The following is a 24,835-nucleotide window of genomic DNA, read 5'->3' as shown; positions in this document are numbered from 1 at the left end:
CCGGCGGACACGTACTCCGTAGTCGCTATGCGCTCGCGCCAATGCTGGGCAGGTCTGCGGATGCTCGGCGAGGCCGGGACCTCAGCGGTCTTTTTCGCCGGAGTCGTCGCAGCAGTCGCAGGCGTGCTCGTCCGTCGCGGTGGTACCGAGCAGCGCGGTCGGTGTGGGACAGCAGGTGTCGCCTCGCCACGCGTTGCGGCCTTCTTTCACCGCGATCGCTGCGATGACGAGCGCGGCGACCGGGTCGGCCCACGACCACCCGAAGAGGCTGTTGAGCAGCAGACCGATCAGCAGGACCGCCGAAAGGTAGGTGCACAGCAGGGTTTGCTTGGAATCGGCTACCGCGGAGGCGGATTTGAGTTCGCGCCCGGCGCGGCGCTGCGCCAACGACAGCACCGGCATGACGACCAGGCTGACCGCGGCCAGCGTGATGCCGATCGGCGAGTGCCGCGCGTCGCCGATACCGAGCAGACCGCGGACCGACTCGACGGTGACGTAGGCGGCGAGGGCGAAGAAGGAGAACGCGATGATCCGCAGCGCGATCTTCTCTCGTCGCTCCGGGTCGCGGCCGGCGAACTGCCAGGCCACCGCCGCGGCCGAGGACACCTCGATCACCGAATCGAGGCCGAACCCGATCAGTGCGGTCGAGGACACCCGAGCGCCCTCGGTGAGCGCGATGACCGCCTCGATCACGTTGTAGGAGATCGTCGCGGCGACGAACCACCGAATCCGCCGCGCCAGCAACGCCTTACGGTCCTGGCTCGGCCCCACCGAGACCGCGGACGGTAGCGAGGGCAGGCCTAGCGAGGCCATCAGCAGCAGCCTTCGGTGTCGGAGTCCGGGCAGCAAGCCGGGTCGACCGCCAGCACAAGGCCGAGCAGGTCGTCGAGCGCGGCCGCGATGCGGGCGTCGGCGAGTTCGTAGCGGCTGCGGCGGCCCTCCGGGACCGCGACCACCAACCCGCACCCGCGCAGGCACGCGAGATGGTTGGACAAGATCTGGCGGGTCACACCGATCCGCTCGGCCAGCTCCGACGGATATCCCGGCTGGTGGCGCAGGTTCAGCAGGATCTGGGTGCGGGTCGGATCCGACAGTGCGTGGCCGAACCGGGCGAGCGCGTCGGTGTGCAGCACCGGCAGAATCTCCATACGGCAATAGTACATCGGAATCTGTATTCAGAAAATATTGGATCGTTGTTCGGGGTTGCCTCCTGTACTCGGGTACAGGCTTACCGTCGAAACATGACGGTCTCTCCTGAAAACGAGGGCTGGGTGCCGGACGCTTGCACCCTGCCCACCGCGCAACAGCCGACCCGAATCGCCGAGTTCGACCGGCTCTTCGCCGAATCCGCGCGCACCGCCCGCCGGATGGGCCCTGGCCGACTCGAACTCGTGCTGGATCCGGTCGCCGAGCCGGTCGCCCGCGACCTGGCGGCGCGGGAGTCGAGTTGCTGCTCGTTCTTCAGCTTCGACTTCGCCACCACCGAAGCCGGTCTCGTGATGGGCGTCGGTGTTCCCGACACCTACGCCGACGTGCTCGACGCCTTCGCCGCCCGCGCGGACGCCGCGATCGGCGGCCCCCGGTGACCGCGCTGCGGACCAGCGAACTCGCCGCGGCCGCCGGGGTGAACACCCAGACGCTGCGCTACTACGAACGCCGAGGCCTGCTCGCCGAACCGGAGCGCACCCTCGGCGGGCACCGCCTCTATCCGGAGCGGTCCGTCACGGTGCTGCGGGTGATCAAGGCGGCCAAGCGGCTCGGATTCACCCTCGACGAGGTCGCCGACCTGCTCGCCGCCACCCGGTTCGGGCGCGGCCGGACCGATGCCGGGTTGCAGGCCAGGGCCGCGGCGAAGCTGGCCGAGGTCGACGCGAAGCTCGCCGAACTCACCGCCGTGCGCGACACCCTGCGTGCGGCGCTGGACGCGGGATGCGACGACTTGCTCGCTTGCAGTGAATCACCGTGCTGCCCGGTGCCTTTCGACGCGGCAGTCGACCGACGCGCGACCAGCGCGGGAGTCCGCTGTGCCTGCTGAGACAACGAGAGCACGCCGCTGGTGGGCGCCGATCGGCGCGGGTGCCCTGCTGTGTCTCGCATGCTGCGTGGCCCCGCTGCTCATCGTGGCAGGCGTCGTCGGGGGCGGCGCATTGCTGGTCGGTCTGTCCTGGCTCCAACCGCTCGGGTTCGCGCTCATCGGTATCGGTGTCGCCGGGTTGCTCTGGTCGCGGCTGCGCGCCGACCGCGCCGGTTGCGGCGGCGCGGCGTCGTGCGCGAGCTCGGGCTGTGGCTGCACCACCACGGCCGCCTCTTAGGCTCGGCCCATGACCGTGCTGCGCTCGATACTGCTGTTCGCCTTCGCCGCCGTCGCCGAGATCGGCGGCGCCTGGCTGGTCTGGCAAGGCGTACGCGAGCACCGCGGGTGGGCCTGGATCGGTGCGGGTGTCATCGCCTTGAGCATCTACGGCTTCGTCGCCACCTTGCAACCCGACGCCAACTTCGGGCGCATTCTCGCCGCGTACGGCGGGGTGTTCGTCGCGGGCTCCCTGCTGTGGGGCATGGCGCTGGACGGGTTCCGCCCCGACCGGTGGGACGTGATCGGCGCCGCCATCTGCCTGCTCGGCGTCGCCGTCATCATGTACGCGCCCCGCGTCGCCTGACCCCCGGGATACGCGGGGTTCAGTGCCGAGCCGCGGCCCGCATGACGAGTTCGGCCACGTCCGCCGGACGCGAGACCGCGACGGCATGTGAGGCGGTGACCTCTACCGTGGTCGCGTTCGCCCGTTCGGCCATGTTCCGCTGCGCCTCGATCGGGATGTTCTTGTCCTCGGTCGTGAGCAACGCGTAGGTCGGCAAGTCGCGCCAAGCGGTGGCCGACGCGCCTTCCTGCAAGGCGGCGAGCGCGACGGGGCGCTGGGTGATGCCCATCAGTTCGCCGGTCGCGGCGGGTGTATCCGCGGCGAACTGGGTATGGAAAGCGTCCTGGCGGATGTAGAGCTCGGTGCCGGTCGAACCGTCGGGCAGGGGGTAGGTAGCCGGACGGGTGGTCGGGCCGAGAGTGGAGCCGGGGAACTTGTCGGTGAGTTCCAGGGCGTTCTCGCCGATGTCGGGGATGAAGGCCGCGATGTAGACCAGCGCGGTGACGTTCGGCTTGCCCGCGGCGGCCACGGTGATGACGCTGCCACCGTAAGAATGGCCGACCAGTACACAGTCGCCGTCGATCGAGTCGAGGACGGAGGCGATGTACGCCGCGTCGCTGTCGAGGCCGCGCAAGGGGTTGGCCGCCGCGATCACCGATATCCCTGCGGCGCGCAACCTTTCGGCGACGCCGTTCCAGCTCGACGAGTCGGCGAAGGCGCCGTGGACGAGGACGACGGTGGGACTGCTCTTTTCGATGCTCATGGAACGACTCCTTGTGGATCAGGTTCTGAATCGGCCGATTTCGGCCGTGCGAGGTGTTGCTGTGCGGCATTCAGTTTCGGCCGCCGACGCCGACGGCGCCCCTCTCCGCGGGCCGTAAATGCCTCCGATCAGGACAAGCCTTTCCGGCTCCGCGGCTACACCGCCAGGTGAACCCGTCGCGCGCAATCGTTGCTGGAGTATCTGTGTTGTTCGCCCGCTGTTCGTTTGCCATCCTGCATCGATATCGGTCAATATAGATTTATGTCGAAGTCGCAGTTGCCGATCGTTCCGGTGCAGTCGTGCGCCGTCGCGCCGATCGTGCGTGAACCGCTGACCGCGCAGACCGCCGCCGAACTGGCGGCGGTGTTCAAAGCGCTGTCGGATCCGATGCGGCTACGGCTGCTGAGTGCGATCGCTTCGCGCGCCGGGCAGGAAGCGTGTGTGTGCGAGCTGTCCGAAGGCATCGATCTGACCCAGCCGACGATCTCGCATCACCTGAAGGTGCTGCGCGAGGCGGGGCTGCTGGCCAGTGAGCGCCGCGCTTCCTGGGTGTACTACCGGGTGATTCCCGAAGCGCTGCAACGCTTGTCGGAGGTGCTGCTGGTCGAAAGCGGCGCCGCCGCTGAGGCGAACGCGTGAGCGCCGACACCGCGGCGCAAGATCGTGCGGTGGTAGCGAAGCTGTCCACGCTGGATAGGTTCCTGCCGGTTTGGATCGGCGCAGCGATGGCCGCCGGACTGCTGCTGGGACGCGTCGTCCCCGGTTTGGGGGACGCGTTGAGCGCGGTGGAGATCGACGGCATCTCGCTGCCGATCGCGGTCGGGTTGCTGATCATGATGTACCCGGTTCTGGCGAAGGTCCGCTACGACCGCCTCGACACCGTCACCGGCGACCGGAAGCTGCTGATCGGATCGCTGGTACTGAACTGGGTGCTCGGTCCGGCGTTGATGTTCGCGCTGGCATGGCTGCTGCTGCCGGACCTGCCGGAGTATCGGACCGGGTTGATCATCGTCGGATTGGCGCGCTGCATCGCGATGGTCGTCATCTGGAACGACCTGGCCTGCGGCGACCGCGAAGCCGCCGCCGTGCTGGTGGCACTGAACTCGCTGTTCCAAGTGCTCATGTTCGCCGTGCTCGGCTGGTTCTACTTGTCGGTGCTGCCCGGCTGGCTGGGCCTGGAGCAGACAACCATCGACACCTCACCGTGGCAGATCGCGAAGTCGGTGCTGATTTTCCTCGGGATCCCGCTGCTCGCGGGCTATCTGACCCGGCGCTTCGGCGAACGGGCCAAGGGCCGGGAGTGGTACGAGTCCACGCTGCTGCCGCGGATCGGGCCGTGGGCGCTTTACGGACTGCTGTTTACGATCGTCATCCTGTTCGCTTTGCAGGGGCGCCAGATCACCTCCCAGCCGTGGGACGTCGTGCGGATCGCGATTCCGCTGCTGGCCTACTTCGCGATCATGTGGGGCGGTGGTTACCTCCTCGGCGCCGGGCTCGGCCTCGGCTACGCCCGCACCACCACGTTGGCGTTCACCGCCGCGGGCAACAACTTCGAACTGGCCATCGCCGTCGCCATCGCCACCTACGGCGCCGCGTCCGGGCAGGCGCTGGCCGGAGTCGTCGGACCGCTCATCGAAGTACCCGTCCTCGTGGGCCTGGTGTATGTCTCCCTGGCGCTGCGCGACCGGTTCCGCACCCATCACCACGACCTGAAAGCGACCGTCGCATCATGACCGCCGAACCCAGCGTGCTGTTCGTCTGCGTCCACAACGCCGGACGTTCCCAGATGGCCGCCGGATTCCTCACCCACCTCGCCGGTGACGCCATCGAAGTCCGCTCCGCCGGAAGCGCTCCCGCCGACACCGTCAACCCCGTCGCTGTCGAAGCCATGGCCGAGGTGGGCATCGACATCTCCGACCAGCACCCGAAGATCCTCACCCCCGACACCGTCGAAACCTCCACCGTGGTCATCACCATGGGCTGCGGCGACGCCTGCCCCTACTTCCCCGGTATCGACTATCGCGACTGGAAACTCGACGACCCCGCCGGACAAGACCTCGACGCCGTCCGCCCCATCCGGGACGAAATCCGCAGACGCGTCGAAGAACTCGTCACCGAACTGGTACCCGGCCTGCGGTAGACCGCTTCGGCCCGATTGCGCGCACCCACCGCTGAAACTGTGATGGTGGATGGACAGAGCGGCTCTCGGTGAGCCTGCGGATAGCCGACTTCGGCGATGTCGCGGGCGAGGTCCGCCAGGGTGGCTTCCACGTTCGACGACGACACGAGTTCCTGGTCCGGCGACCAACTTGTGCTGGTCTGGGCACCTCGTCCCGGAAAATTCCACGAAAACAGGTAGCGCACTACTCGGGATGCTTCCACCGATTCGTCGATAATCGATCAGGAGACCGAGGACAATTTGTTGGGTGTCAAGATATTCGTACGAAGGTGAATTGTGGTCGCCGATAAGCGTAGCGCGCTGATAGTTGCGTGTGACAACTATCAAGATCCCGGTCTGCGGATGCTGCGGGCGCCGACCCGCGATGCGGAGGCCCTTGCGGATGTCTTGCGAAATCCACTTATCGGGGGCTTCGAAGTGCGTATCTCGGTGAACGAGCCGGCTCATGTAATCAGTGAGAGGGTCGAGGAGTTCTTCGCCGACCGCGGTACGGAAGACCTGCTGCTGCTGCACTTCTCGTGTCACGGTGTCAAGGACGAGGGAGGCGAGTTGTACTTCGCCGCCGCGAACACGAAGTTGACGCGGCTTGGTGCGACAGGTGTGGCAGCGGCCTTCGTCAACCATCGGATGAATCGGAGTCGATCGCGGCGAATAGTGCTGTTGTTGGATTGCTGTTACGCTGGCGCCTTCGAAAGGGGTATGGCTCATCGAGCCGGTGCTGGAATGAACCTCGCGGACCAGCTGGGTGGTCGAGGCCGCGCGGTGATCACCGCCTCGAGCGCGATGGAATACTCATTCGAAAGCGGTCAGCTCGCCGATACCGCCGACATCGGTCCGTCGGTGTTCACCGGAGCATTGGTCAATGGCCTCGCGACCGGCAAGGCCGATCGAAACCAGGACGGCTTGATCACACTCGACGAGCTGTACGACTACGTATACGCCGAAGTGCGGGCTACTTCTCCGAATCAGACACCAGGGAAATGGGTTTTCGGAGCAGAAGGCGAGCTGTGCATCGCCCGGCGCAGCCGGCGTTTGAGCGAGCCGCCACCCTTACCGGTCGAACTGAGCGAGTTGATCGACAGTCCATTACCGAGTGCTCGTGCGGTCGCGGTTCGAGAGCTCGAGAAGCTGCTGCATGGTCGGCATCTCGGGCGGGCGGAGGCTGCTCAGCAGGGCCTGCGGAAACTCGCCGACGATGACAGCCACAATGTGTCGACCGCGGCCGCGGCGGCACTCCAGGGCGACAAATCGCGACCCGATCTGTCGCTCGGACCGCCGATCGACGAGCAACCGCGATCCGCACGAATCCATGCGCGATCGGCACGAAAATTCTTCCGTAGCCGACTAGGGTTGCTCACCATCGGTGCCGTCGTCCTAGCATGCGCACTCATGGCCGCGGCGGCTGTCGTCGCGATCAAACCGTGGGAACCCGATCCCACGGCAGTGCGGTCGAACCCGACGACGATCGTGAGCGGTGGAGATACAACCGTTTCTCAGAATTCGACCGATAGTGTGCCTGCCGAATATGTCGGCACGTGGGCTGGTGTCACCAGCGATCAGTTCGGCCTCTCGTTCGACGTTCGGGTGACGCTGCGAAGTGGCCGCGTCGGCGAGGAAGTCGGGACCTTGTCGAACACCGCGCAATTTCTGTCCCGTCAGCATTGTGAGAGCCGATTGTTGCTGAAGTCGGTGAGTTCGACGGGGCTCACTCTCGAGGACAGGCTCGCCGAGAACAACCCGCAATGCGCGGACACCCGGAGCACGGTAGTCCTCGACCACATTTCCGAGGACTCACTCGAATACAAAACCACGGCGGCGACCGGCGAGATCTCAGGAACTCTGCGCAGGCAATGAACTGTACGGCACGAAGCTGCCTCTCGGCCTGGTTCGCCAGTTACACTCGGGCGTAAGAAGGCGTCCGTATCTCTACCAGTAGCGTTACGCACTGATCGTGGAGGTCTCATGCCCGGCCCTGTTGATGTCACCGTCACGTTGTTCAGCGACGATCTCGACGCCGAGCAACTCGATGACGCCACTCTACGGCTCCGAACGGAGTTGCTCGATCTCGATGTCGATCATGTCACGCCTGCCCGCGGTGTAGACGCTCCGGAAGGCACGCGTGGTCTCGATGCGGAGATGGTAGGGCAACTCCTCGTCGGCATCGGTCCCGGTCTGGCAGCGCTTCGTCAACTGCTGGACGCCTTGCTCGGATGGCGGTCCAGCAACCGGCATCTGGAGATCAGCGTGCAGATCGACGACGATCGGCTCGAGCTCAAGAACGCGTCGCCGGAGATCGAGAAGCAGATCGTGACCGCATTCGTGCAGCGTCATGCTGATGTCTGAGCGCCGCGGATCGAAGACGCGCGCCACGCCTGGCGACATCCGCTACCGACTCATGGGCGGTCGTGTGGCACTGATCGGTGGTCACGCCAGCTGCGACGCACGGTAGACCGCCAACGCGCGCTTCGCCAGGGCTCGACGCTCCGCAAAGATCTGCTGCACCCGTGGATCGGTTCTCGGTAAACGCCGCCGGTCCTGGAGGATCGCGCCGGGTATTTCGAATCGATAGAGAACGTCGTCGGACGCGGCGTCGACGGTGACACCGGGCATCGTGAGTGCCCGGTACACGGACGGGTACGACCCACGCAGCTCAGTGTCCAGATAGTCCACCTGCGCATCGAGATCGAAGAGGATCGCGGCGCCGAGCTGTCGTCCCCGGAACATATGTCGGAACAACCCATTGCGCCGATTCGGGCTGGTCCACTGCGCGATCCCGACACCGGGCCGCCGGGGGCCACGCTTAGCCGCGAAGTCGCGGTTCTGCACCTGCTCCGGTGTGAAGTCGGTGAGCTGACCCGCGAAGTTCATGGCCCGCATTGGCGCGCTCGGGGAGCTCCCCTCGATTCGATTCGGTTGCAGGCCGGATTCAGCGATCAGGTTGCCCACGATGCCCGCCGCTCCATTGACCGGGTAGCCGTAGTCGTTCACCAGCAACGTCATTACACGCACTATGCGGGCATCGAGTGCACTGTGATCCACCGGTCCACGAGGCATCGAGCGGGGCTGCGCGACTCGCTCAGGGGGACTCGTCGCCACTGAGCGAAGACCGCGAGCCAACTCCTCGGGCGTGACATTGATCTGGAAATGCATTGTGTCCTTAGTGGTTCGCCACCGGCCTCCCCATGTGAAAACTTGATTATCATCGACAGTACGAATCGCTTCCACCGCGGCGACTTGATCGGGTGTGAAACTGGTGTCGGCCCGCCCTTCGGCAACATCCCGGCAACGCCCTTCTTTGGTCGTCTCCGCCGAGAAGCGGACCAGCCGCTTGTCAGGTGTCGCTCGGTTCACGTTGCAGCCTGGAGCTGTGTGGTCTATATCGATGGCCAGCCCGTACGCGTGAAGCGACCGTGTCGTCTGCCCAGCAATGTTTCGGCAGTTGTAAACCCATGCGCGGTGGACGTTGTAGCCCGTCGCGACGAGGGCCTGCTCGAGTGCGCGCCATGCCTTGACTGTTGCGGGATTGACCAGGGTTTCCCAGCGTCCGAACAGCCGCAGCGGCACCATACGCTCCTCCGCGCATGCATAGTCGCGCCACGCTGTTCGAAGCTCCTGCGTCGTCCGAACAAGCGGGCGATTCCGGGGGCCCTCGAAGTCAGTGTCTCGTGCGGTGCGGCCGGCTGTCTCGGCAGGGATCGCCGCTTCGAAGACGGCGTGGCGCGCGAATTCCTCCGCCTCGAACAGCTCGTCGGCCAGGTTCTCTTGTCGGACATCGTACTTCGGCTTGTCCTCGAATTGCTCGGTACTGGAGCGCTTCGTCTCTGGTTCGAATTCCTTTTCGTAGTAGGTCGCTTCCCAGTCGGAGAGTTCTTCCTCAGTCTCGTCTGGATGTTTGTACTCAGCGAGCTCGGCGAGAACGTCATTGCCGAATTCCTCAGCGGAGGCGTCTCGCGGCGGCCATGCCGGCGAGCTCCCGACAGGAGGTTCGATGGCTTCCGGTACCGGCGACTGCTGATCAACTGTGCTCATATTCACCTGCTCGGCGCCATGCGGGAACACCGTCGCGCGTAGCGGCGATCTGGCCAGGGAGCCCGGCGAACGCTGCGCCCGTTGGGAGCCGGGTCGGCTGCGCGGCTCTACCGCGAGCAGTACGAGTAGTAACGGCGAGATCCTTGACGCGTTCTCCGGTCGCGGACTGCCACAGATCGATGACCCGGGTCATCGCAGTCGGAAACGGCGGATTGGGGAGCCCGAACGAATTGAAGAGCACGCTGGCGGTGGCCGGCGTGCTGAACACGTCCAGTTCGATGAACCAGATCAACGGCGACAGCAGATCCGAGAGCTCGAACAGTTCACGCGCACTGCGGGTCGGGGCGATCCCGACATGTGCGCCGATCGATGAAAGCCGGTCAGCGGGGTTGCCCCCCACGCCCGCAGTGGCTTTGAGATCGGCAACAACCGAGGTATCGGACTCCACTGTGAGGTGGAACCAGCTGAGCATGCAGACATAAGCGAACTCTTCGCGGGCCAGCATCCCACCGCGTCGGCGCTGACGGAGTAGCTCGCCCAATGTTTGGCAAAGATAGGCAACGTAGGCGGGGTCGGTCGGGTTCGCACCGACTGCGTTTTTGTCGTTTTCGATACCGAGCCATACCTGCCGAAGCAGCTCGTTCCACAGCTCGAGAAATCGCGTATTGGTGCCGGTTCCCACGTCGATTTTCCATGGCTGAGCTTCGGATTTCCCGGCGAGCGGGAAAGGCAGATCGAATCCGAACATCCGCCAGTACGCGTTGCGGCGGTTGACTCTCGCATCAGGTCGCAGCGAGCTGGTCAAGCCACCGATCTGGAACAGCGGCGGATCCCGGAAGAAGAGCTCTTCGGTGTTCCGAAGCCAAACCAGGGTTTGGACCGAGGGCGCGTCCAGACTCTCTCCCACGAGATAGCGACGTACGACCTCGCCCAGAATGTCGACAATCCGCGTACTTTCGATCAAGTAGGCGTAGATCAGGTGGTCCCACGGCCACGGAAACGTGGAGCCGAGTTGGTCGGCTGCCGACAAGACGAAGTCGGGTGGCACAGGACCAGGTGGCACAGCACCGGGGCCCGGACCGATTCCGGAGCGCAGATCGTCGAGGAGAGCTTGCGGCAGCTGCAATCTGCGATCGACATCCGCGGTACCGAGCGGCGCGAGCGGCGGCGGTAACCCCCACGCCGCAAGGCCACCGCTCCCCCATATCTCCTCTAGCCAGCGACTTAGTTGTAGCGGATGGATGCCGAAGACATACTCTGCGTCGGCGGGCCCGGCAGGAGGAGGAAACGCCAAACTTGGATTCACACTCAACTGAGCGAGTAGGCGAAACATGTCGGATCACTCCTGAGGGGTGTTGTCGGACTCGTATCTGGCAGGTTCAGTGGTCACCCCGGACTGGGATTTACGAAATGGTATTCCGAAGCGGAGCGGTTTCTGATCGATGTCGTCGACCTGCACGTTGATCACATCACCGACGTTCGGCACGATGAACTGCCCATTTGAACGATTTGCTAATGGGTGACGCTTTTCTTTTATCTCCTTGTCCTCGCGATACGTCACCATTACCGAATGTGCGTTTTCTGGCACGCTTGCCTCCCTGACCAGAAGATAAAACGTATTGTTGGAAGCGACGATGAGGGTTGGTGGCGGCATCAGCGCGACATCCGCGAGCTGGGGGCGGCGTTCGAAGCCACCTAGAGCATTGAGCAGGGCACGAAAACGAAGCTCGACTCTCGCCTGATCCCGCGTCATCGGAGGCTGCGCACCGCCGATGGTCAAGAGCGCCTTCGTTTGCGCTTTCAACGCGTCGGTCAATTGCTGGATGAGATAGTCCTGTCCGTTGCTCGAGTCTGTGTTCATGTCCGTTGTCCTCTCGCGATTCCCCTGGCAACTTCGCGCCGTCACGCCGCCATGCCCTGCGGGCCACCGACCCGGCGCAGCCAATCCTGGATATCGGTCGGCGACGTCCCGGCCAGCGCGGTCGGAGACATCGACTGATCGCGCAGCACGGTCCACGCCAGAATCCGCATGGCCTCCAGGCGCTGCAAATAGCTGGAGCTGTGCAGCGAGCGCCCGCTCCGCTGAGCCAGTCGATGCAGGTCGGCGGGCGCCACTCGACGCGGATCGACCAGGGCGGATAGTGAACGACCGCCGAAGGCGCGCATAGGTATTCGAGTGCAAACATCGACGAGTTCCGGGAGGTGAGACATCGTGCCGCGGGCAACGGCCGCCGCTTCCACCGGCGCGTCCTCCAGCGGATGCCGTGCGGCCCAAACCCTTCCGAGGTCGTCCCACGGACCCGATCCGAACCAGCTGCGGCACAAGGCAACTCCGAGCTGAACTCGAATCCAGCCGAAAGGGTGCGGATCGCCGAACTGCATCCGAAACACAGCCCGCGTCGGTCCGCCGACCACATTGGCCAGCGCAGGCAGCGGTGCGTAGCCGAGCAGCGCGAAGGCGTACACATCGGCTGCCACCTCGCTCGCCCATCCCCGCCACGTTTCGGCCATCAACTCACTGGCCGGACGCAGCTTCGCGTACATCGCGTCGCCGAGTTCCGGTACCCAGCCGATCAGATGGGCCACCTGATGGCCCGTCTCGTGAACAAGCGACGTCGGCTGACGCAGGTTGTGATGGGTGATCTTGATTGCCGCGACAGGGGATAGTGACGCGTCCCACAAACGGACGTTGGCACGCAGAATCGACGCGCCGAGGCCCTTGTCGAGATAGCAGAGAACCGGGGGAACGCCGATACCCAACTGACCGAGCACGCGGTCCATGCTGTCCACCGCGAGGGCGTCGAGCCCGCGCAGCAAGGCACCGATTCGCGGATTGGTCCGCGTGTTGATGGCGTCGGCATAGAAATCGATCACGGTTTCGGCCTGCACGTAGCGGCGCCGCAATGTCCCGACGGCGCGCCGGACGGCGGCAAGCCCTTCTTCGTCCGTCGCGAGCGACAGCGCGACTCCGGTCTGGGTGGCTAGAGCCGCGCAGGCGAGGGCCACGTTCCGGAGACTGTCGCGCAGGCGAAGGCCGAGGTAGGACTCGAGCGCCACCCAGGCAGACGGCGCGGCGACCATATCGAGGTCGGCCAGCGCCTCGGCGGCACACCTCCAATGACGAATCTCGCTTTCGAGCGTCGTACGCTCGAGCTTCACCAGGTCAATCACGGCTACGCCAACCGGGTGTGACGGTGACTTTCCCTGGCGGCAAGCTGCCCTGCAGAGCGTCCTTGGTAACTCCGGAGAAGGTCACGCTGATCGAGACGCCGTTTGCCGGATCCTGCACCGCGGCCGCGAGTTGGGCGGCCCCCTCGGTGAGGAACTGAGACAGTGCGGCGGTAACGGAAGCGCCGATGCGGTCGGCAGCTTGGCCCGCGGCGGCTGCGTCCCGCATCAAGCCGCGCCGCATCAGTCTATGCACCAATATTCCGGAAAGCCGCGGAACAAATCGTTTTCGCAGGGCCGATAGCACGGTGGGCAGATCACGTCGTGCACCGCGAGCCGCGGGCTGAAGGCGCGTCAACAGCTGTTGTGCTTGTCGTTCACTGAGGCGGAAGGTGACCGTCAGCTGTCGCCGCAGCAGGCTGAGCTGGACCAGCACGCGGCGTCGCCGCATCCGTGGCCCACGCGAACGAGGCAGCCCCGTCGAACGGATCCTGAAGTACCGGCTTCCGGCGGTCGGTCGCGGTCTACCAAGCGGAGATACCCGGGCGGGCAGGCTTTTTCCAAGAGCCGGTTCGCGCAACAGTTGGCCCGCGATGTCAGGTGTCAGCGGCTGGAATTCGTCGCTGCTCGGACGCTCGCCTGTCGGCAGTGTTTCGTCTTGGGTGAAGTGCCCGATCTGGGTACCAGGCAGGGCCTCGTAGAGGTCGATCTCCGTCTGCACCGGCCACCGTTCGACGCCACGGTCGAGCAGGTGATCCTCCAGCGATCCACCATCCCACCATGGGACTCGTCGCGCCATCTGGCGAGTGAGTGGTACCGCGTACACGCGGGTGAACTTCCGGAACCGGTATCGCGGGCGGGTAGCGCGCGGCAACAGCACCCAGACACCGCCTTCGCCGGCGGTTTCTCGCTCCGCCAGATCCTCGCGGAGCAGCTGGTCGGGTAGATACGCGCCCGCTGCCTCGGCGAAAGCCGTCTGCACCGCGGCGTCGACCTGCAACTCGTCCTCGAATGCCTCAGGGGGCAACATGTCCAGTGTCCGGAGGACTGTCCCCTCGACGGTGGAGGCAAGGGCCTCACCGGACAGATTCTCCTGACCCTCGGGCCCTTCGAAGCCGAATATCCTGAGCCCGGCATCGACCAGTGGAGGAGATAGCAGCCGCGCGCCCTGGGCCCCCACCAGACCCTTGATGAGTCCGGCAACCCGAGCTGCGAGGAACCGGACCACCTTGTCACGACCGATGATCGAGATGCCGAGCTTGATCAGCGGCCGCACGGCGAGTACGAGGGGGATGAACTGCTGAATCTCGGCTGTCGGTGTCGCGTCGGCAGGCAACTCGGCGAGCTGCTGGGCGAGCCGGGCACGACCAGCGTCGAGTTCACCGATTGCGTCGCGTGCTTCCTCTTCCTCCTCCCCCTCCGGGACCGCTTCCAGCTCCTCCTCGAACGCCTCGGGCGCGAACAGCAGTGCGGCGACCTCGACGTCGAAATCTTCGGCAAGTGTCGTGGCGCCATCGGCCTGCTGCTCTGCCTCACCGAGTCCGAGCCGTGCCGCGAGTGTTTTGGCGAGCGGACGAACGGACATGGGTAACCGCCCAATCGCTGTGCGGAGAACCCGCTTGAGCAAAGGCCGGACAAGTTTCGCGAGCCGCTTCAGCAGGGGTCCGATCGGGATGAGCTTGCCAACGGCTTTGATAGCCTTTCCTGCGAGTTTTCCCGCGGCTCTGACAGCCTTTCGTGCGAACTTTTTGACCTTCCTGATGATCCCGCCGAGGAACTGGTCGAAGCTTTCCTGCTCGAGTGTGGGCGTCTCACCGAGTCGCTCGAGCAGTTGATCCAATTCGGCGGTGCTCAGCGACTCAGGATGCGCAGCCTCGAGCGCCTCGGCGAACGTGTCGATCGCTCGCTCGGATGTCTCCGCCAGCGGCTCGATCCAACTCTCGAGCGCTGCGAAGGACTCGGCCTCGCTGAGCTCTCCGGACCAAGCCCCCTGTTCGGCGAGGTGTTGCAATGCGGCCTCGTCGATCAGCTGCTCCAATGCGTCGGCAAAGTCCTCGTCTTCGAGCGATTCGAGGAACTCGGCGATCTCCTCGCTCTCCGAGTCAGGGGCTTCGGCGAGCAGCGATGCGAAGGGTGATTCCAGATCGGGGGTTTGCCGGGCGACGCCCTCCGTGGCCTCTTGCTCGGTTGGGACGCCTGCGAAAGGCGTGGACAACGCCTCCTGATTCGGTTGTCCATCGGTCGTGATGGTCATGGCGATCTCCCGCCGGGTTGTAGGTCATTCGAAGCCGATGGCGTTGAGGGACCCACATTGAGCTGCGCCTCGATGCGCGTGCCCGCACGGGAACACCCTCAGCTCCGCCCTTGGGACAACAGTGGCTTACCAACGTCTCGGCCCCGTCCTTGTTTGCGTCGAAGTGCTGTCTGCTGCTACGTCACTCGGCAGTTAAAGCCCAGCCCTGATTCTGGTTGTGACGCCTGCGTGACGGACAGGTGATTCGTACAGACCAAAGTCCTCGCATGGGCAATGCGGACGAACTGGGGGCTTCTCCTGATCCGTCAGGCATCATGCTGATCCGCGTCTGGTGTCATCGTGAGAACGACGATGTCAGGCTGATAGCACGTTTCCTCGGATGGAGTTCGGTTGAAACAAGGATTGCAGACTGTGAGTACGCTACGGGGGTTGATGACATACTGGACGTCGTTCGACAATGGGTGATCCGACTGGCCGAAGCCAAACTGGCTCAGTGACTTTGCGCCTTGTATCGGTGGGACCGTCTTGTCAAAAAGCCGAATCGGGTGTCGAATCAAGTAGGTGTATCTGCCGCCGAAGCGTGCGGAACGACGCTGATATCGACTGAGGTTCTGATGACGTCATACGGAGCCTATGCGCGTGCGCAACCACCGGATATGCCACCGGCGCGGCTGGGCCTGCTCGGTGGCCTCGAGTTGCGTTGTGGCGGTGTCGCCATCCCGCTCTCCGTTGCCGCACAAAGGCTGCTGGCTTTCCTTGCGCTGCACAATCGCCATCTACGCCGATCAACCGTGGCCTACACGCTGTGGATGAACAGTGTCGAAAACCGGGCAGCCGCAAACTTGCGTACGGTGCTGTGGCGGCTTCGGAAACTGGAGCGGTCTCTGGTCGTTTCGGATGGGCCCTATCTCAGAATCGGGGGCAACGTACAGATCGACGTAGTCGAACTCACCGGTGCGACTCGACAGCTCATCGCCGATCCGCAGGCGCTGGAGGCTCCGAAAGTGACCGCGGAGACGCTGTCCAAAGAACTGTTGCCTGGATGGGATGACGACTGGGTCCTGCTCGAGCGTGAGCGGCTACGGCAATTGCGGCTGCATGGCCTCGAGGCACTCTGTAAACGGTTGACGGCGCTGGGACTCTATGAGCCGGCGATCGAGGCAGGCCTTATCGCCGTGGCCCTCGAGCCGCTCCGCGAAACGACGCAATGTGCCCTGATCGAAGCTCATCTCGATGAGGGCAACGTATCCGAGGCTGTGCGCCAATACGATGTGTACCGGGATCTATTGGACGAGAGCCTGGGCATTGCGCCAGGCCGCCAGCTGAGATCGGTTATAGCGCCATACCGTTGAGATCGAGTCGGCACCGGGAATCGGACCGTTCGATCGACACGTGGACGTCGATGCCGCAGCCGCCGCGGCCATCGACTTCGACTGCATAGTCATCGTCGGGAACGCCTGGCGCGTGCGGCTGTCCCTGGTCGGCACCTTCGGCATCGGACGTATCTGGCTCGCCGGGGATTCCGTCCACTAGGTGGTACTCGCGGGCGCATACCACGAAAGCACCTCTCCGGTCATCTGGCACGAAGACCGGAGAGATGCCGGGCGGTGACATGCACGCCCACCTTTCCGGGCACCCAGCCGGGAGGCCGCCCGCCGGGTGTCCTTCTCGCCGACGGCCGCGCGCTTCGGGGGCGACCCGGGCAAACCATGCGTCAACATCCGTCGCGGACGGCCGGCCGGTTCCGCGGCATGGCCTTCACCGCCCGGGACGGCGCCGAGCCGGTGCGCGCTTTGCCATAGCGACCGAGGCTCACCCGCGCGGCCCATCGCACCGCTTTCACTCCCCCGAGGTGAGCATTCTGTGACGATGGAGCAATTGCGGTGAAAGCCCCGTGACATCTCCGCAGACAAGTATCTATCACCCGGAAGGGCCGGTATTCGAGTAGATGGGATGACAGGTGTCTGGACCCCGGCGATGTCCTGGCGCGGGCGGGAACCCGGGTGAATGGTGCGGTGGTGTCGGCCGCCGCCTGCCGAGGTGCCGGGTGGTGTGGTTCGCGGGCCGGTGCGCGCCGAGGTGGTGATGACCGGTGACGAGATCTGTGCCCGCGGCCGGGTAAAGGCGTGACTCGTTGTCCCGGTGTTGCCGGAGTGCTTGCGGGTGGGCGAGGCTATCGCATCCGCGAATGCGGAAATAGGATGGGTCCTGTGTCGAATCTACGGATCAGTGAAGTGGCCGCGCTCCTGGGAGTCAGCGATGACACCGTGCGCCGCTGGATCGATCAGGGCCGGCTTCAGGCGATTCAGCTGGACAACGGCCGCAAGGGCGTCAGCGGTCGCGAACTGGCCCAGTTCCTACAGACCAGCGCCGAGGCGCCCGCGCCTGGCGTGACCATCGCCGCGTCGGCCCGCAATCGCATGCGCGGAATCGTGACCCGGGTGGTGAAGGACACCGTGATGGCGCAGGTGGAGATGCAGGCCGGACCGTTTCGGCTGGTGTCGCTGCTGAGCAGGGAGTCGGTGGACGAACTCGGGTTGGAAGTCGGCAGCGTCGCTGTCGCATCGGTGAAGTCCACGCATGTCGTGGTGGAGATACCGGAAAGTTGATGAGGATGAGGATGATTCGCAGATCGGCTGTCGGGGCGGTGGCCGTGCTGGCCACGATGAGCGTCGCAGCATGCGGTTCCGACGACAAGTCCGAACCCGCTGGAAGCCAGCAGATCTCGGGCACGGTGACCGTGTTCGCCGCGGCGTCGTTGACCGAGACGTTCACCGAACTCGGTAAGCGGTTCGAGGCCGCGCACCCCGGCGTCAAGGTTGTCTACAGTTTCGGCGCGAGTTCCGCACTGGCCGAACAGATCAACCAGGGCGCTCCGGCCGACGTCTTCGCCTCGGCGGCGCCCAAGAACATGCAGCAGGTCCGCGACAAGGGCGAGGTCACCGTCGAACCGGTCACCTTCGTGCGCAACCGGCTCGAGATCGCGGTCCCGAAGGGCAACCCGGGAAAGATCACCGGATTGGCCGATTTCGGCAAGACCGAGCCCAAGCTCGCCCTGTGCGCCGAGCAGGTGCCGTGCGGCGCCGCGGCCAAGACGGTGTTCGAGGCCGCGGGGATCACCCCGCAACCCGATACTCGCGAGCAGGACGTGAAAGCGGTACTGACGAAGGTCACCCTCGGTGAGGTCGACGCGGCCCTGGTGTATCGCACCGACGTCAAGGCGGCCGGGGACAAGGTCGAGGGCATCGACTTCCCTGAGTCGACCAAGGCGGTCAACGACTACCCCGTCGCCCCGCTGGCGCACGCGCCGAACGCGGCGGCCGCGGCGGCGTTCGTCGAATTCGTGACCTCCGACCAAGCCGAGCAGGTCTTCGATTCGGCGGGATTCGACACCCCGTGATCGCGCCCTCGCGGCGGCGGGCGGCGCGCGGGCGACGACCGCTCGCGCTGGTGCTGCCCGCCGTCTGCGGGTTGGCGTTCCTGGTCGTCCCGCTGATCGGGCTGCTGGTCCGTGCGCCGTGGGCTACCATGCCGAGCCGGCTCTTCAGCGCCGAAGTCGGTCAGGCACTGCGGCTTTCGTTGGTGTGCGCGTCCGCGGCCACGGTGATCTGCCTCGTGTTCGGCATTCCGCTCGCGTGGCTGCTCGCGCGCGCGGAACTGCCGGGGCGCGGTCTGATCCGCGCGCTGGTCACCGTGCCGCTGGTCTTGCCGCCCGTGGTCGGCGGCGTCGCGCTGCTGCTGGTGTTGGGTCGGCGCGGGCTGATCGGCCGCTACCTCTACGAATGGTTCGGCGTCTCCTTGCCGTTCACCACCGCGGGCGTGATCGTCGCCGAAGCGTTCGTTGCCATGCCCTTCCTGGTGATCTCGGTCGAGGGTGCGTTGCGCGCGGCCGACACGCGATACGAGGAAGCGGCCGCCACCCTCGGCGCCACCGGCTGGTACACGTTCCGCCGCGTCACCCTGCCCTCGGTGCTGCCGGGGGTGGTCGCGGGCGCGGTGTTGTGCTGGGCGCGCGCACTTGGCGAGTTCGGCGCGACGATCACCTTCGCGGGGAACTTTCCCGGCCGCACGACCACGATGCCGCTGGCGGTCTACCTCGCGCTCGAGTCCGATCCGGATGCCGCGATCGTGCTCAGCCTGGTGCTGCTGCTCGTGTCGGTGGCCGTGCTCGTCGCATTGCGGGAACGCTGGATTCGGGGTGCGGTATGACGCTGACAGCGGAATTGCGGGTCAGCAGAGGATCTTTCGACCTCGAGTTGCCATTGCGTGTCGAACCGGGTGAGGTCGTCGCGCTGCTGGGACCCAACGGGGCGGGCAAGACGACCGCGCTGCGAGCACTTGCGGGATTGATCGCGCTCACCGGCGGGCACATCCGGCTCGACGACCACACCTGGGACGCACCGCCGTCGGTGTTCGTGCCCGCCGAACGCCGCGAGGTCGGCGTGGTCTTCCAGGACTATCTGCTGTTCGCGCACCTCTCGGCGCTGGACAACATCGCCTTCGGACTCAGAGCCCGAGGCATGCGCCGCGCGCCCGCTCGGGAACGCGCCGAAAAATGGCTCGCCCGTGTCGGTTTGACCGACATCGGACAGCGCAGGCCGCGCGCGCTCTCGGGTGGTCAGGCTCAGCGGGTGGCGCTGGCCAGGGCGCTGGTGACCGAACCGCAGCTGCTGCTGCTCGACGAACCGTTGGCCGCGCTGGACGCCAGCACCAGACTGCACGTGCGTTCGGATCTGGCTCACCATCTGCGCGACTACCCGGGCCACACCGTCCTCGTCACCCACGACCCGCTCGACGCCATGGTGCTCGCCGATCGGCTGGTCATCCTCGAAGACGGTGCGATCGTGCAGCAGGGCGCACCCGCGGAAGTCGCGGCCCGGCCGCGCTCGGACTACGTCGCCCACTTGATGGGGCTGAACCTCTATCGCGGCACCGCCCGCGGCACTCGCGTCGAGCTCGACGGCGGCGGAACCCTCACCATCGTGGAACCCACCGACGGGCCGGTCTACGTCGCGTTCGCGCCCCACGCGGTCGGACTGCATCCGGACCAGCCGGTGGGCAGCCCACGCAACAGCTGGCCGGTCACGATCACCGGAATCGAACAACACGCGCACACCACCCGAGTCCGGCTCGACGGCACACCACCGGTCCTCGCCGACATCACACCGGCCACCGTCGCCCAGCTGCGCCTGCACCCCGGCCAGCGACTCTGGGCAGCGGTCAAGGCCACCGAAACACGGTCGTACCCGGCGTGAGCCGCGCACAGCCCGCGCCCGGATGTCGGTGCGGACGTGTGCTCCCACTGCGGCGTCGGTACGGGTGACGCTGAACTCGCCGGACCGCCTCGACGCTACCGGCTGGTCCCATAGCGCGGGCGTATCGTCGGCGCCATGCGACTGAGCACCCGAAACCAACTCGACGGAACAGTGGTCTCGGTAACCCGAGGCGAAGCGATGGCCGTGGTCCGTGTGCGCCTCGCCGGCGGTGACGAGATCACCTCCTCGATCACCCGCGACGCCGCCGAAGACCTCGGCCTGACCGAAGGGACCAACGTCAAGGTCCTCATCAAGTCGACCGAAGTCACGCTCGGCGTCGGATAACCGCACATTCGGGAATGGTCCCGCGACAAGACCTCATCCACGGTGAAACCAGCTTGATAAGCCCTTGGATTCGCCTACGCTTGGGGAATGAGCGCGCAGGACCTCCCGCCAGAACTGGTCGACATCATCGGCGGATACGACCTCGCCTTTCTCGTCAGCATCGGCGACCTGGGGCCGCACACCACACCCCACCACCCCGTCCTGGACACCAACCGATTCCGCATACCCGCGCCCGGACCGGTCACCTGCCGCAATATCACCGCCAACCCGGCGGTGACCCTGCTCTGGCCACCGGCCACGCCGACCGGCCACGTACTGATCATCGACGGTCACGCCGCGCTGGACGACGACTTCACGCTCGAGGTCGTCCCGACCCAGGCCGTCCTGCACCACACGGGCACCGCCGGCGCCATGTCGCGGCGCTGCGGCGATTGCCGCCGCTTCAACCTGGCTCCCCCGTACATGCTTGGACGAACCAATCGACTTCCGCACGGGACCGGCCGCTGACCCGAGCGATCGATCGGCGGACCGGTCTCGATAATCGTCCCTCGCCTACCGAGCGCGTCAGGCGTCCGGTAGTTCGTTCGGCGTCCCTTCCGCCGCGCTGATGATCTCGATTACCGCGGCGACAAGCGGGCCGTCGGGATCGCTGAGACGCGGCAACGACGTCCGGTCGACCAACAGAGAGCCGAGCGTGAGATCGACCATTTCGGCACCGACCTGCTCGGCAGAGCTGCGCCCTTCCGGTTCGAACCACGTCCACGCCCATTGCGCGGCGCCGAAGATGAGCAGGCTCCGGATACTGATCTCGACGGGCCGGAATTCGCCCGCGGCGATACCCGCGTCGAGCAGGCCGTGCAGGATTCCGATGTAGTGCCTGCGCAGCTTGCGTCCCTCGGAATTCTCATCCTGCTGCGCGAACCGCGCGACTTCGCGCTGGAATGCGACGGTGCGATTTCGATCGTGCACCTGGTACAGCATGGACGCGTGCAACAGCGCGGCTAGCCGTTCGGTCGGCGTGGAAAACGCCGCCACGATGTGCTCTGCCTCCTCGATCCTCCGCCGCATATAGGAGACATGCAGGGCGTCCAGCAAGCGCGCTTTCGTGCCGTAATGATGCACGATCAAGCCCTGCGAGATGCCCAACTCACTGGCGACGTCACTGAAGCTGGTCCCGTCGTAGCCCTTCTCGGCAACGTGGCGCGTGAAGATATCGAGAATCGCACCCGACTTGCCCGGCTCCGCCGCACGCTTGCCCACCGATACCACCCCTCCTCGTCCGATTTTCCCGCACACTCCAGCGCCTGGGTGACGCCCGACCCGGCGTTGACTGAGTGCGCAGTCAGCATTAGCATTATGCGCCGAGTCACAGCGGCGCACTCGCCGCATCAATAATCGATCTACCTTCGAGCAACCAACCATGCGTGTACCCCACCCAGGCGGCGACTGCACCGTCGTCACCAGCTGTAGCCCATGGTCACCCCGCGCCCTGAACCGTCGCCGCCGGGTGGTCACCATCCACCGCCCCTCTGTCTCTGCGTTCGAGCGGGCAACCCAGGGAAAGTCCGCCTGTCCGAAGCGTCGGTTCGCGATGGACGAGTGAGCCCCGTGGACGCGGGCATGGTCGAGGCGGCGGAAGATCCGGCGACAGACGCGGGATCCCTGCTGTCGCCGGAGCAGCTCTTGGCCGCGATCGGCGGTCGTCTCGCCGAGCCGTTGCCGCTGGTCGCGTGGGCAAGGGAACTCGGCGATCTGCACGCCGCCCTGATTTCGACGGCTTTGAATCCTCGGCGGCGCACACCCGACGTCACCGAGTCGGCCCTGCACGCGGATATCGCGCAGGTCATCGACAAGATCAACTCTTGGGCGGCGTTCTACGTCCGCCACAGCCGGTGCGCGCGCCGCCACACCCACACCTTCGGTGAGGTGATCAGCCATGTCGCGAAGACCTACGCCGAGGCGTGGTGGACGGTGCTGCACACCGACTGCGAGGAGCTTCGGCACTCGGCGTGGGTCCACCTCGGCGAGGTCCGCGACGGCTACGCGCAACTCATCGGCGACATCCGAGCGGGCCGCGTCCAACTGCCGCTGGGATGGCGAGGCATCCGACATACCCGACAAAACGACGGCGCCTTACCTGACGGGGCGGACCAAGGTAAGCAGTAGACGGCCGCATCCCCGCGTGGCGCGCTCGGGCCGGTGGTCAAGTCCCGAGCTTTGAGCGTCGCCGCGTTCGGCCGGGACCAGTAAGTCTTCGGCTGGAGTTTCATCTACGAACCGTTCTGGCTTCGCGGTCTGTGCGGTGGGACGCCGCGGTGGGCGAAAGCTGTCGCCGCGGATGTCGGCTCGTGGATTCCGGTGCACTCTCCCGGCAGCGAATTCTCACATCGCTTTGCCGTTCCTCTCTCGAATGTCTGACTTCGGGCGCCGAGGATCGCTGGCGTGCCTCGCCGGGAGGCACGCTGGCGAAAGGTGTGCAAGGGATGCGTAGAAGGGTGCTGGCAGCCGTCGCGGCGGCATTGGTGGCGGGCGGTGCGCTCACCGCGTGCGGCGGCGCGCAGACGTCGCGGAGCGCACCGGCGTGGTGCCCCACCGTCGGAGGGGCACGTCATCGAGTGCGGGACGGTGGACCGCGAATTGGTCACTGGCAAGCCAGAACTGGGTGATGTGCAGGTCGCCTACGCTCTGGTTCGCCGCGCCGATCGCGACGCGCCGGCGGCAGGCACCATCCTGCCGAATCCGGGCGGACCCGGCGTTCCCCTCATCGAGCACATCGATATGGCCATGGCGGCGGTCGACGGCGGCCTGCTCGCCGACCACGACCTGCTCCTCATCGACCCGCGCGGCACGGGCCTGTCGACTCCACTGGATTGCGGCGTCCCCGATCAGGATTTCCTGACCCTGCCCCGAGACCAGCAGCGCCGAACCGTAACCCGCTGCGGCGAACTCCTCGGACCGCGGGCGGCGGGCTACACCTCAGCCGCGACGGTGGACGATTTCGATGCCGTGCGAACCGAACTCGGCATCCCGAAGGTGGTGCTCTACGGCATGTCCTACGGCACCTACCTGCTCCCGATCTACGCTCAGCGCCATCCCGACAGTGTGCACTCCATGGTCCTTTCCGGCGCGTACCCGCACGACTTCGACACCCTCAACCGCCCCAATGCCGAGGCGGTTTCGCTTGCCCTGCAACGCATCTGCGATCGCAGCGGCGCCTGTGACGGCGAGGCGACCGTCGCGGACCTGCGCGCGGTGAACGCCCGCCTGCGCACCGATCCCCTGCCCGTGGACGGTGAGCGCCCCTTCACTTTGACCGAGGACAAGTTCGGCAGTCTCCTGTTCGAGGCCGCCACCTCCGGTGTGGGCGCCGATCCCGACCCTGTGCTCGGTACGGTGCCCGCCGCCCTGCGCGCGGCCGTCCGCGGTGACGACGCACCGCTGCGCGCCTTCGCCGCCCGTGCCGCCGCCTCGCCGGTCACGGAGAACATCGACCTCTACGTCACCGTGGCCTGCAACGACTACCCGACCCTCTGGTCGCCGGACGCGCAGCACCCTCGACCAGCTGTTGCGGTTCGAGGGCTACGGGGTGCTCCAGGCCGAGGACGGCAGTGCGGCACTCGCCGTCCTGGAGACTCGGCAGCCGGATCTGGTGGTGGTGGATGTGGTCATGCCGGAGCTGGACGGGCTCTCGCTGTGCCGGGTGCTGCGACGGCGCGGCAACCGGTTGCCGATCCTGGTGCTCACCGCACGAGTGCGCGCACCGATTCCGCCGCTGCACCGGACGTTCCATCACCGTGGCCGTCGAGAACCCGGAACCGGTCATGGCCCGCCCGCACGCACTGGCCCGCTGCGTCGACAATCTCATCGACAACGCCCTGAAGTTCAGTCCGCCGGACGCCCCCGTCGAGATCACCGTGCGCGCAACGAATCTCACCGTGCGCGACCACGGGCGCGGTATCGCGGCGACCGATCGCGACGCCGTCTTCGGCCGCTTCTATCGAGCCGACCGCACCCGATCCACCCCCGGTTCCGGCCTCGGCCTGGCCATCGTCCACGACATCGTCACCGCCCACGGCGGCACGGTCCATGTCGACAACCATCCCGAAGGCGGTGCGGCAGTGGGCTTTCGACTGCCCACCATCGGCGAACAACGCGCCGGATCGCTACCCGGACACCAGCGCGGGCTCGCGAAATCGTAGTGGCCCC

The 24,835-nt window shown here is 65.8% G+C and carries 29 protein-coding genes and 2 pseudogenes; 22 read left to right on the top strand and 9 right to left on the bottom strand.

The window, feature by feature from the left end:
• Positions 1–81: 81 nt before the first annotated feature.
• Entirely contained in the window at positions 82–816 is a 735-nt protein-coding gene (locus CRP45_RS04860; protein WP_372509823.1) for a cation efflux transmembrane domain-containing protein, read from the bottom strand.
• Positions 813–1,148, bottom strand: a complete 336-nt coding sequence (locus CRP45_RS04855; protein WP_067783644.1) for an ArsR/SmtB family transcription factor — start codon at positions 1,146–1,148, stop codon at positions 813–815. The genes CRP45_RS04860 and CRP45_RS04855 overlap by 4 nt, the downstream gene beginning before the upstream one ends.
• A gap of 93 nt (positions 1,149–1,241) precedes the next feature.
• On the opposite strand from CRP45_RS04855, the gene CRP45_RS04850 reads away from it, so the two are divergent.
• Genes CRP45_RS04850 through CRP45_RS04835 form a run of 4 tightly spaced genes read left to right on the top strand, consistent with a single transcriptional unit; the run spans position 1,242 to position 2,657 of the window.
• Positions 1,242–1,586: a hypothetical protein gene (locus CRP45_RS04850; RefSeq protein ID WP_097243958.1), complete on the top strand. Its 345-nt coding sequence runs from the start codon at positions 1,242–1,244 to the stop codon at positions 1,584–1,586.
• Positions 1,583–2,035, top strand: coding sequence for a MerR family transcriptional regulator (locus CRP45_RS04845; protein ID WP_097243957.1), 453 nt, complete (start codon positions 1,583–1,585; stop codon positions 2,033–2,035). Before CRP45_RS04850 ends, CRP45_RS04845 begins: the two co-directional genes overlap by 4 nt.
• Entirely contained in the window at positions 2,025–2,312 is a 288-nt protein-coding gene (locus CRP45_RS04840; RefSeq protein WP_143861339.1) for a hypothetical protein, read from the top strand. Before CRP45_RS04845 ends, CRP45_RS04840 begins: the two co-directional genes overlap by 11 nt.
• 9 nt (positions 2,313–2,321) lie before the next feature.
• Complete coding sequence (locus CRP45_RS04835) at positions 2,322–2,657, top strand: YnfA family protein (protein WP_097243955.1); 336 nt, start codon at positions 2,322–2,324, stop codon at positions 2,655–2,657.
• A 19-nt stretch (positions 2,658–2,676) separates the two neighbouring features.
• Here CRP45_RS04835 and CRP45_RS04830 read toward each other — a convergent pair whose 3' ends face one another.
• The gene (locus CRP45_RS04830; RefSeq protein ID WP_097243954.1) at positions 2,677–3,399 is read right to left on the bottom strand and encodes an alpha/beta fold hydrolase; all 723 of its coding nucleotides are present in this window, start codon (positions 3,397–3,399) and stop codon (positions 2,677–2,679) included.
• Between the two features lie 261 nt (positions 3,400–3,660).
• Here CRP45_RS04830 and CRP45_RS04825 point away from each other — a divergent pair, with 261 nt between their 5' ends.
• The 5 genes from CRP45_RS04825 (at position 3,661) to CRP45_RS04805 (ending at position 7,921) form a co-directional block, all read left to right on the top strand.
• Complete coding sequence (locus CRP45_RS04825) at positions 3,661–4,038, top strand: ArsR/SmtB family transcription factor (RefSeq protein WP_097243953.1); 378 nt, start codon at positions 3,661–3,663, stop codon at positions 4,036–4,038.
• Positions 4,035–5,132, top strand: coding sequence for an ACR3 family arsenite efflux transporter (gene arsB, locus CRP45_RS04820; RefSeq protein WP_097243952.1), 1,098 nt, complete (start codon positions 4,035–4,037; stop codon positions 5,130–5,132). The genes CRP45_RS04825 and arsB overlap by 4 nt, the downstream gene beginning before the upstream one ends.
• Entirely contained in the window at positions 5,129–5,539 is a 411-nt protein-coding gene (locus tag CRP45_RS04815; RefSeq protein WP_097243951.1) for an arsenate reductase ArsC, read from the top strand. The genes arsB and CRP45_RS04815 overlap by 4 nt, the downstream gene beginning before the upstream one ends.
• Before the next feature lie 315 nt (positions 5,540–5,854).
• Entirely contained in the window at positions 5,855–7,432 is a 1,578-nt protein-coding gene (locus CRP45_RS04810; protein ID WP_179830761.1) for a caspase family protein, read from the top strand.
• Between the two features lie 108 nt (positions 7,433–7,540).
• Positions 7,541–7,921, top strand: coding sequence for a hypothetical protein (locus CRP45_RS04805; protein WP_097243949.1), 381 nt, complete (start codon positions 7,541–7,543; stop codon positions 7,919–7,921).
• Positions 7,922–8,002: 81 nt separating this feature from the next.
• On the opposite strand, the gene CRP45_RS04800 is transcribed toward CRP45_RS04805, so the two are convergent.
• Genes CRP45_RS04800 through CRP45_RS04785 form a run of 5 tightly spaced genes read right to left on the bottom strand, consistent with a single transcriptional unit; the run spans position 8,003 to position 15,029 of the window.
• Positions 8,003–9,607, bottom strand: coding sequence for a phage tail tip lysozyme (locus tag CRP45_RS04800; protein ID WP_097243948.1), 1,605 nt, complete (start codon positions 9,605–9,607; stop codon positions 8,003–8,005).
• A complete protein-coding gene (locus CRP45_RS04795) occupies positions 9,594–10,940 on the bottom strand; it encodes a hypothetical protein (RefSeq protein ID WP_143861338.1) in 1,347 nt (448 codons plus the stop codon). Before CRP45_RS04795 ends, CRP45_RS04800 begins: the two co-directional genes overlap by 14 nt.
• Before the next feature lie 6 nt (positions 10,941–10,946).
• On the bottom strand, positions 10,947–11,468 hold the full coding sequence (locus CRP45_RS33185; protein WP_143861337.1) for a hypothetical protein: 522 nt from the start codon (positions 11,466–11,468) through the stop codon (positions 10,947–10,949).
• Positions 11,469–11,509: 41 nt separating this feature from the next.
• Positions 11,510–12,778 (bottom strand): hypothetical protein, encoded by a 1,269-nt coding sequence (locus CRP45_RS04790; protein ID WP_097243946.1) that lies wholly within the window; start codon positions 12,776–12,778, stop codon positions 11,510–11,512.
• On the bottom strand, positions 12,771–15,029 hold the full coding sequence (locus CRP45_RS04785; RefSeq protein WP_097243945.1) for a coiled-coil domain-containing protein: 2,259 nt from the start codon (positions 15,027–15,029) through the stop codon (positions 12,771–12,773). Before CRP45_RS04785 ends, CRP45_RS04790 begins: the two co-directional genes overlap by 8 nt.
• A 266-nt stretch (positions 15,030–15,295) precedes the next feature.
• Between CRP45_RS04785 and CRP45_RS33180 the strand changes: the two genes are divergently transcribed.
• The 9 genes from CRP45_RS33180 (at position 15,296) to CRP45_RS04750 (ending at position 21,136) form a co-directional block, all read left to right on the top strand.
• Complete coding sequence (locus CRP45_RS33180; protein ID WP_143861336.1) at positions 15,296–15,526, top strand: hypothetical protein; 231 nt, start codon at positions 15,296–15,298, stop codon at positions 15,524–15,526.
• Between the two features lie 117 nt (positions 15,527–15,643).
• Entirely contained in the window at positions 15,644–16,381 is a 738-nt protein-coding gene (locus CRP45_RS04780) for an AfsR/SARP family transcriptional regulator (protein ID WP_097243944.1), read from the top strand.
• A 40-nt stretch (positions 16,382–16,421) separates the two neighbouring features.
• The gene (locus CRP45_RS33680; RefSeq protein ID WP_179830760.1) at positions 16,422–16,562 is read left to right on the top strand and encodes a hypothetical protein; all 141 of its coding nucleotides are present in this window, start codon (positions 16,422–16,424) and stop codon (positions 16,560–16,562) included.
• A gap of 677 nt (positions 16,563–17,239) precedes the next feature.
• Positions 17,240–17,638, top strand: a complete 399-nt coding sequence (locus tag CRP45_RS04775; protein WP_097244568.1) for a TOBE domain-containing protein — start codon at positions 17,240–17,242, stop codon at positions 17,636–17,638.
• Between the two features lie 11 nt (positions 17,639–17,649).
• On the top strand, positions 17,650–18,429 hold the full coding sequence (gene modA, locus CRP45_RS04770) for a molybdate ABC transporter substrate-binding protein (protein WP_097243943.1): 780 nt from the start codon (positions 17,650–17,652) through the stop codon (positions 18,427–18,429).
• Entirely contained in the window at positions 18,426–19,238 is an 813-nt protein-coding gene (gene modB / locus CRP45_RS04765) for a molybdate ABC transporter permease subunit (protein WP_245909898.1), read from the top strand. Before modA ends, modB begins: the two co-directional genes overlap by 4 nt.
• Positions 19,235–20,284, top strand: a complete 1,050-nt coding sequence (locus CRP45_RS04760) for an ABC transporter ATP-binding protein (RefSeq protein WP_097243942.1) — start codon at positions 19,235–19,237, stop codon at positions 20,282–20,284. Before modB ends, CRP45_RS04760 begins: the two co-directional genes overlap by 4 nt.
• Before the next feature lie 135 nt (positions 20,285–20,419).
• The gene (locus CRP45_RS04755; RefSeq protein ID WP_218841076.1) at positions 20,420–20,629 is read left to right on the top strand and encodes a TOBE domain-containing protein; all 210 of its coding nucleotides are present in this window, start codon (positions 20,420–20,422) and stop codon (positions 20,627–20,629) included.
• Between the two features lie 87 nt (positions 20,630–20,716).
• A complete protein-coding gene (locus CRP45_RS04750; protein WP_097243940.1) occupies positions 20,717–21,136 on the top strand; it encodes a pyridoxamine 5'-phosphate oxidase family protein in 420 nt (139 codons plus the stop codon).
• Between the two features lie 57 nt (positions 21,137–21,193).
• Here CRP45_RS04750 and CRP45_RS04745 read toward each other — a convergent pair whose 3' ends face one another.
• The gene (locus CRP45_RS04745) at positions 21,194–21,889 is read right to left on the bottom strand and encodes a TetR/AcrR family transcriptional regulator (protein WP_218841075.1); all 696 of its coding nucleotides are present in this window, start codon (positions 21,887–21,889) and stop codon (positions 21,194–21,196) included.
• 339 nt (positions 21,890–22,228) lie between these two features.
• Here CRP45_RS04745 and CRP45_RS04740 point away from each other — a divergent pair, with 339 nt between their 5' ends.
• The 4 genes and pseudogenes from CRP45_RS04740 to CRP45_RS04730 all read left to right on the top strand — a co-directional run bounded on the left by CRP45_RS04740 (position 22,229) and on the right by CRP45_RS04730 (position 24,828).
• The gene (locus tag CRP45_RS04740; protein WP_143861335.1) at positions 22,229–22,795 is read left to right on the top strand and encodes a hypothetical protein; all 567 of its coding nucleotides are present in this window, start codon (positions 22,229–22,231) and stop codon (positions 22,793–22,795) included.
• Positions 22,796–23,407: 612 nt separating this feature from the next.
• Positions 23,408–23,764, top strand: a pseudogene (locus tag CRP45_RS34440) (alpha/beta fold hydrolase); the annotation flags it as partial.
• 223 nt (positions 23,765–23,987) lie between these two features.
• A pseudogene (locus CRP45_RS35070) lies at positions 23,988–24,323 on the top strand (response regulator); the annotation flags it as partial.
• Positions 24,324–24,450: 127 nt separating this feature from the next.
• Positions 24,451–24,828, top strand: coding sequence for a sensor histidine kinase (locus CRP45_RS04730; protein WP_179830759.1), 378 nt, complete (start codon positions 24,451–24,453; stop codon positions 24,826–24,828).
• Positions 24,829–24,835: the final 7 nt, after the last annotated feature.

Origin of the sequence: Nocardia amikacinitolerans, assembly GCF_900215415.1 — a bacterium.
GTDB lineage: Bacteria > Actinomycetota > Actinomycetes > Mycobacteriales > Mycobacteriaceae > Nocardia > Nocardia amikacinitolerans.
The sequence above is the reverse complement of the archived record's forward strand: the minus strand, read 5'-3'. Positions and strand labels throughout refer to the sequence as shown.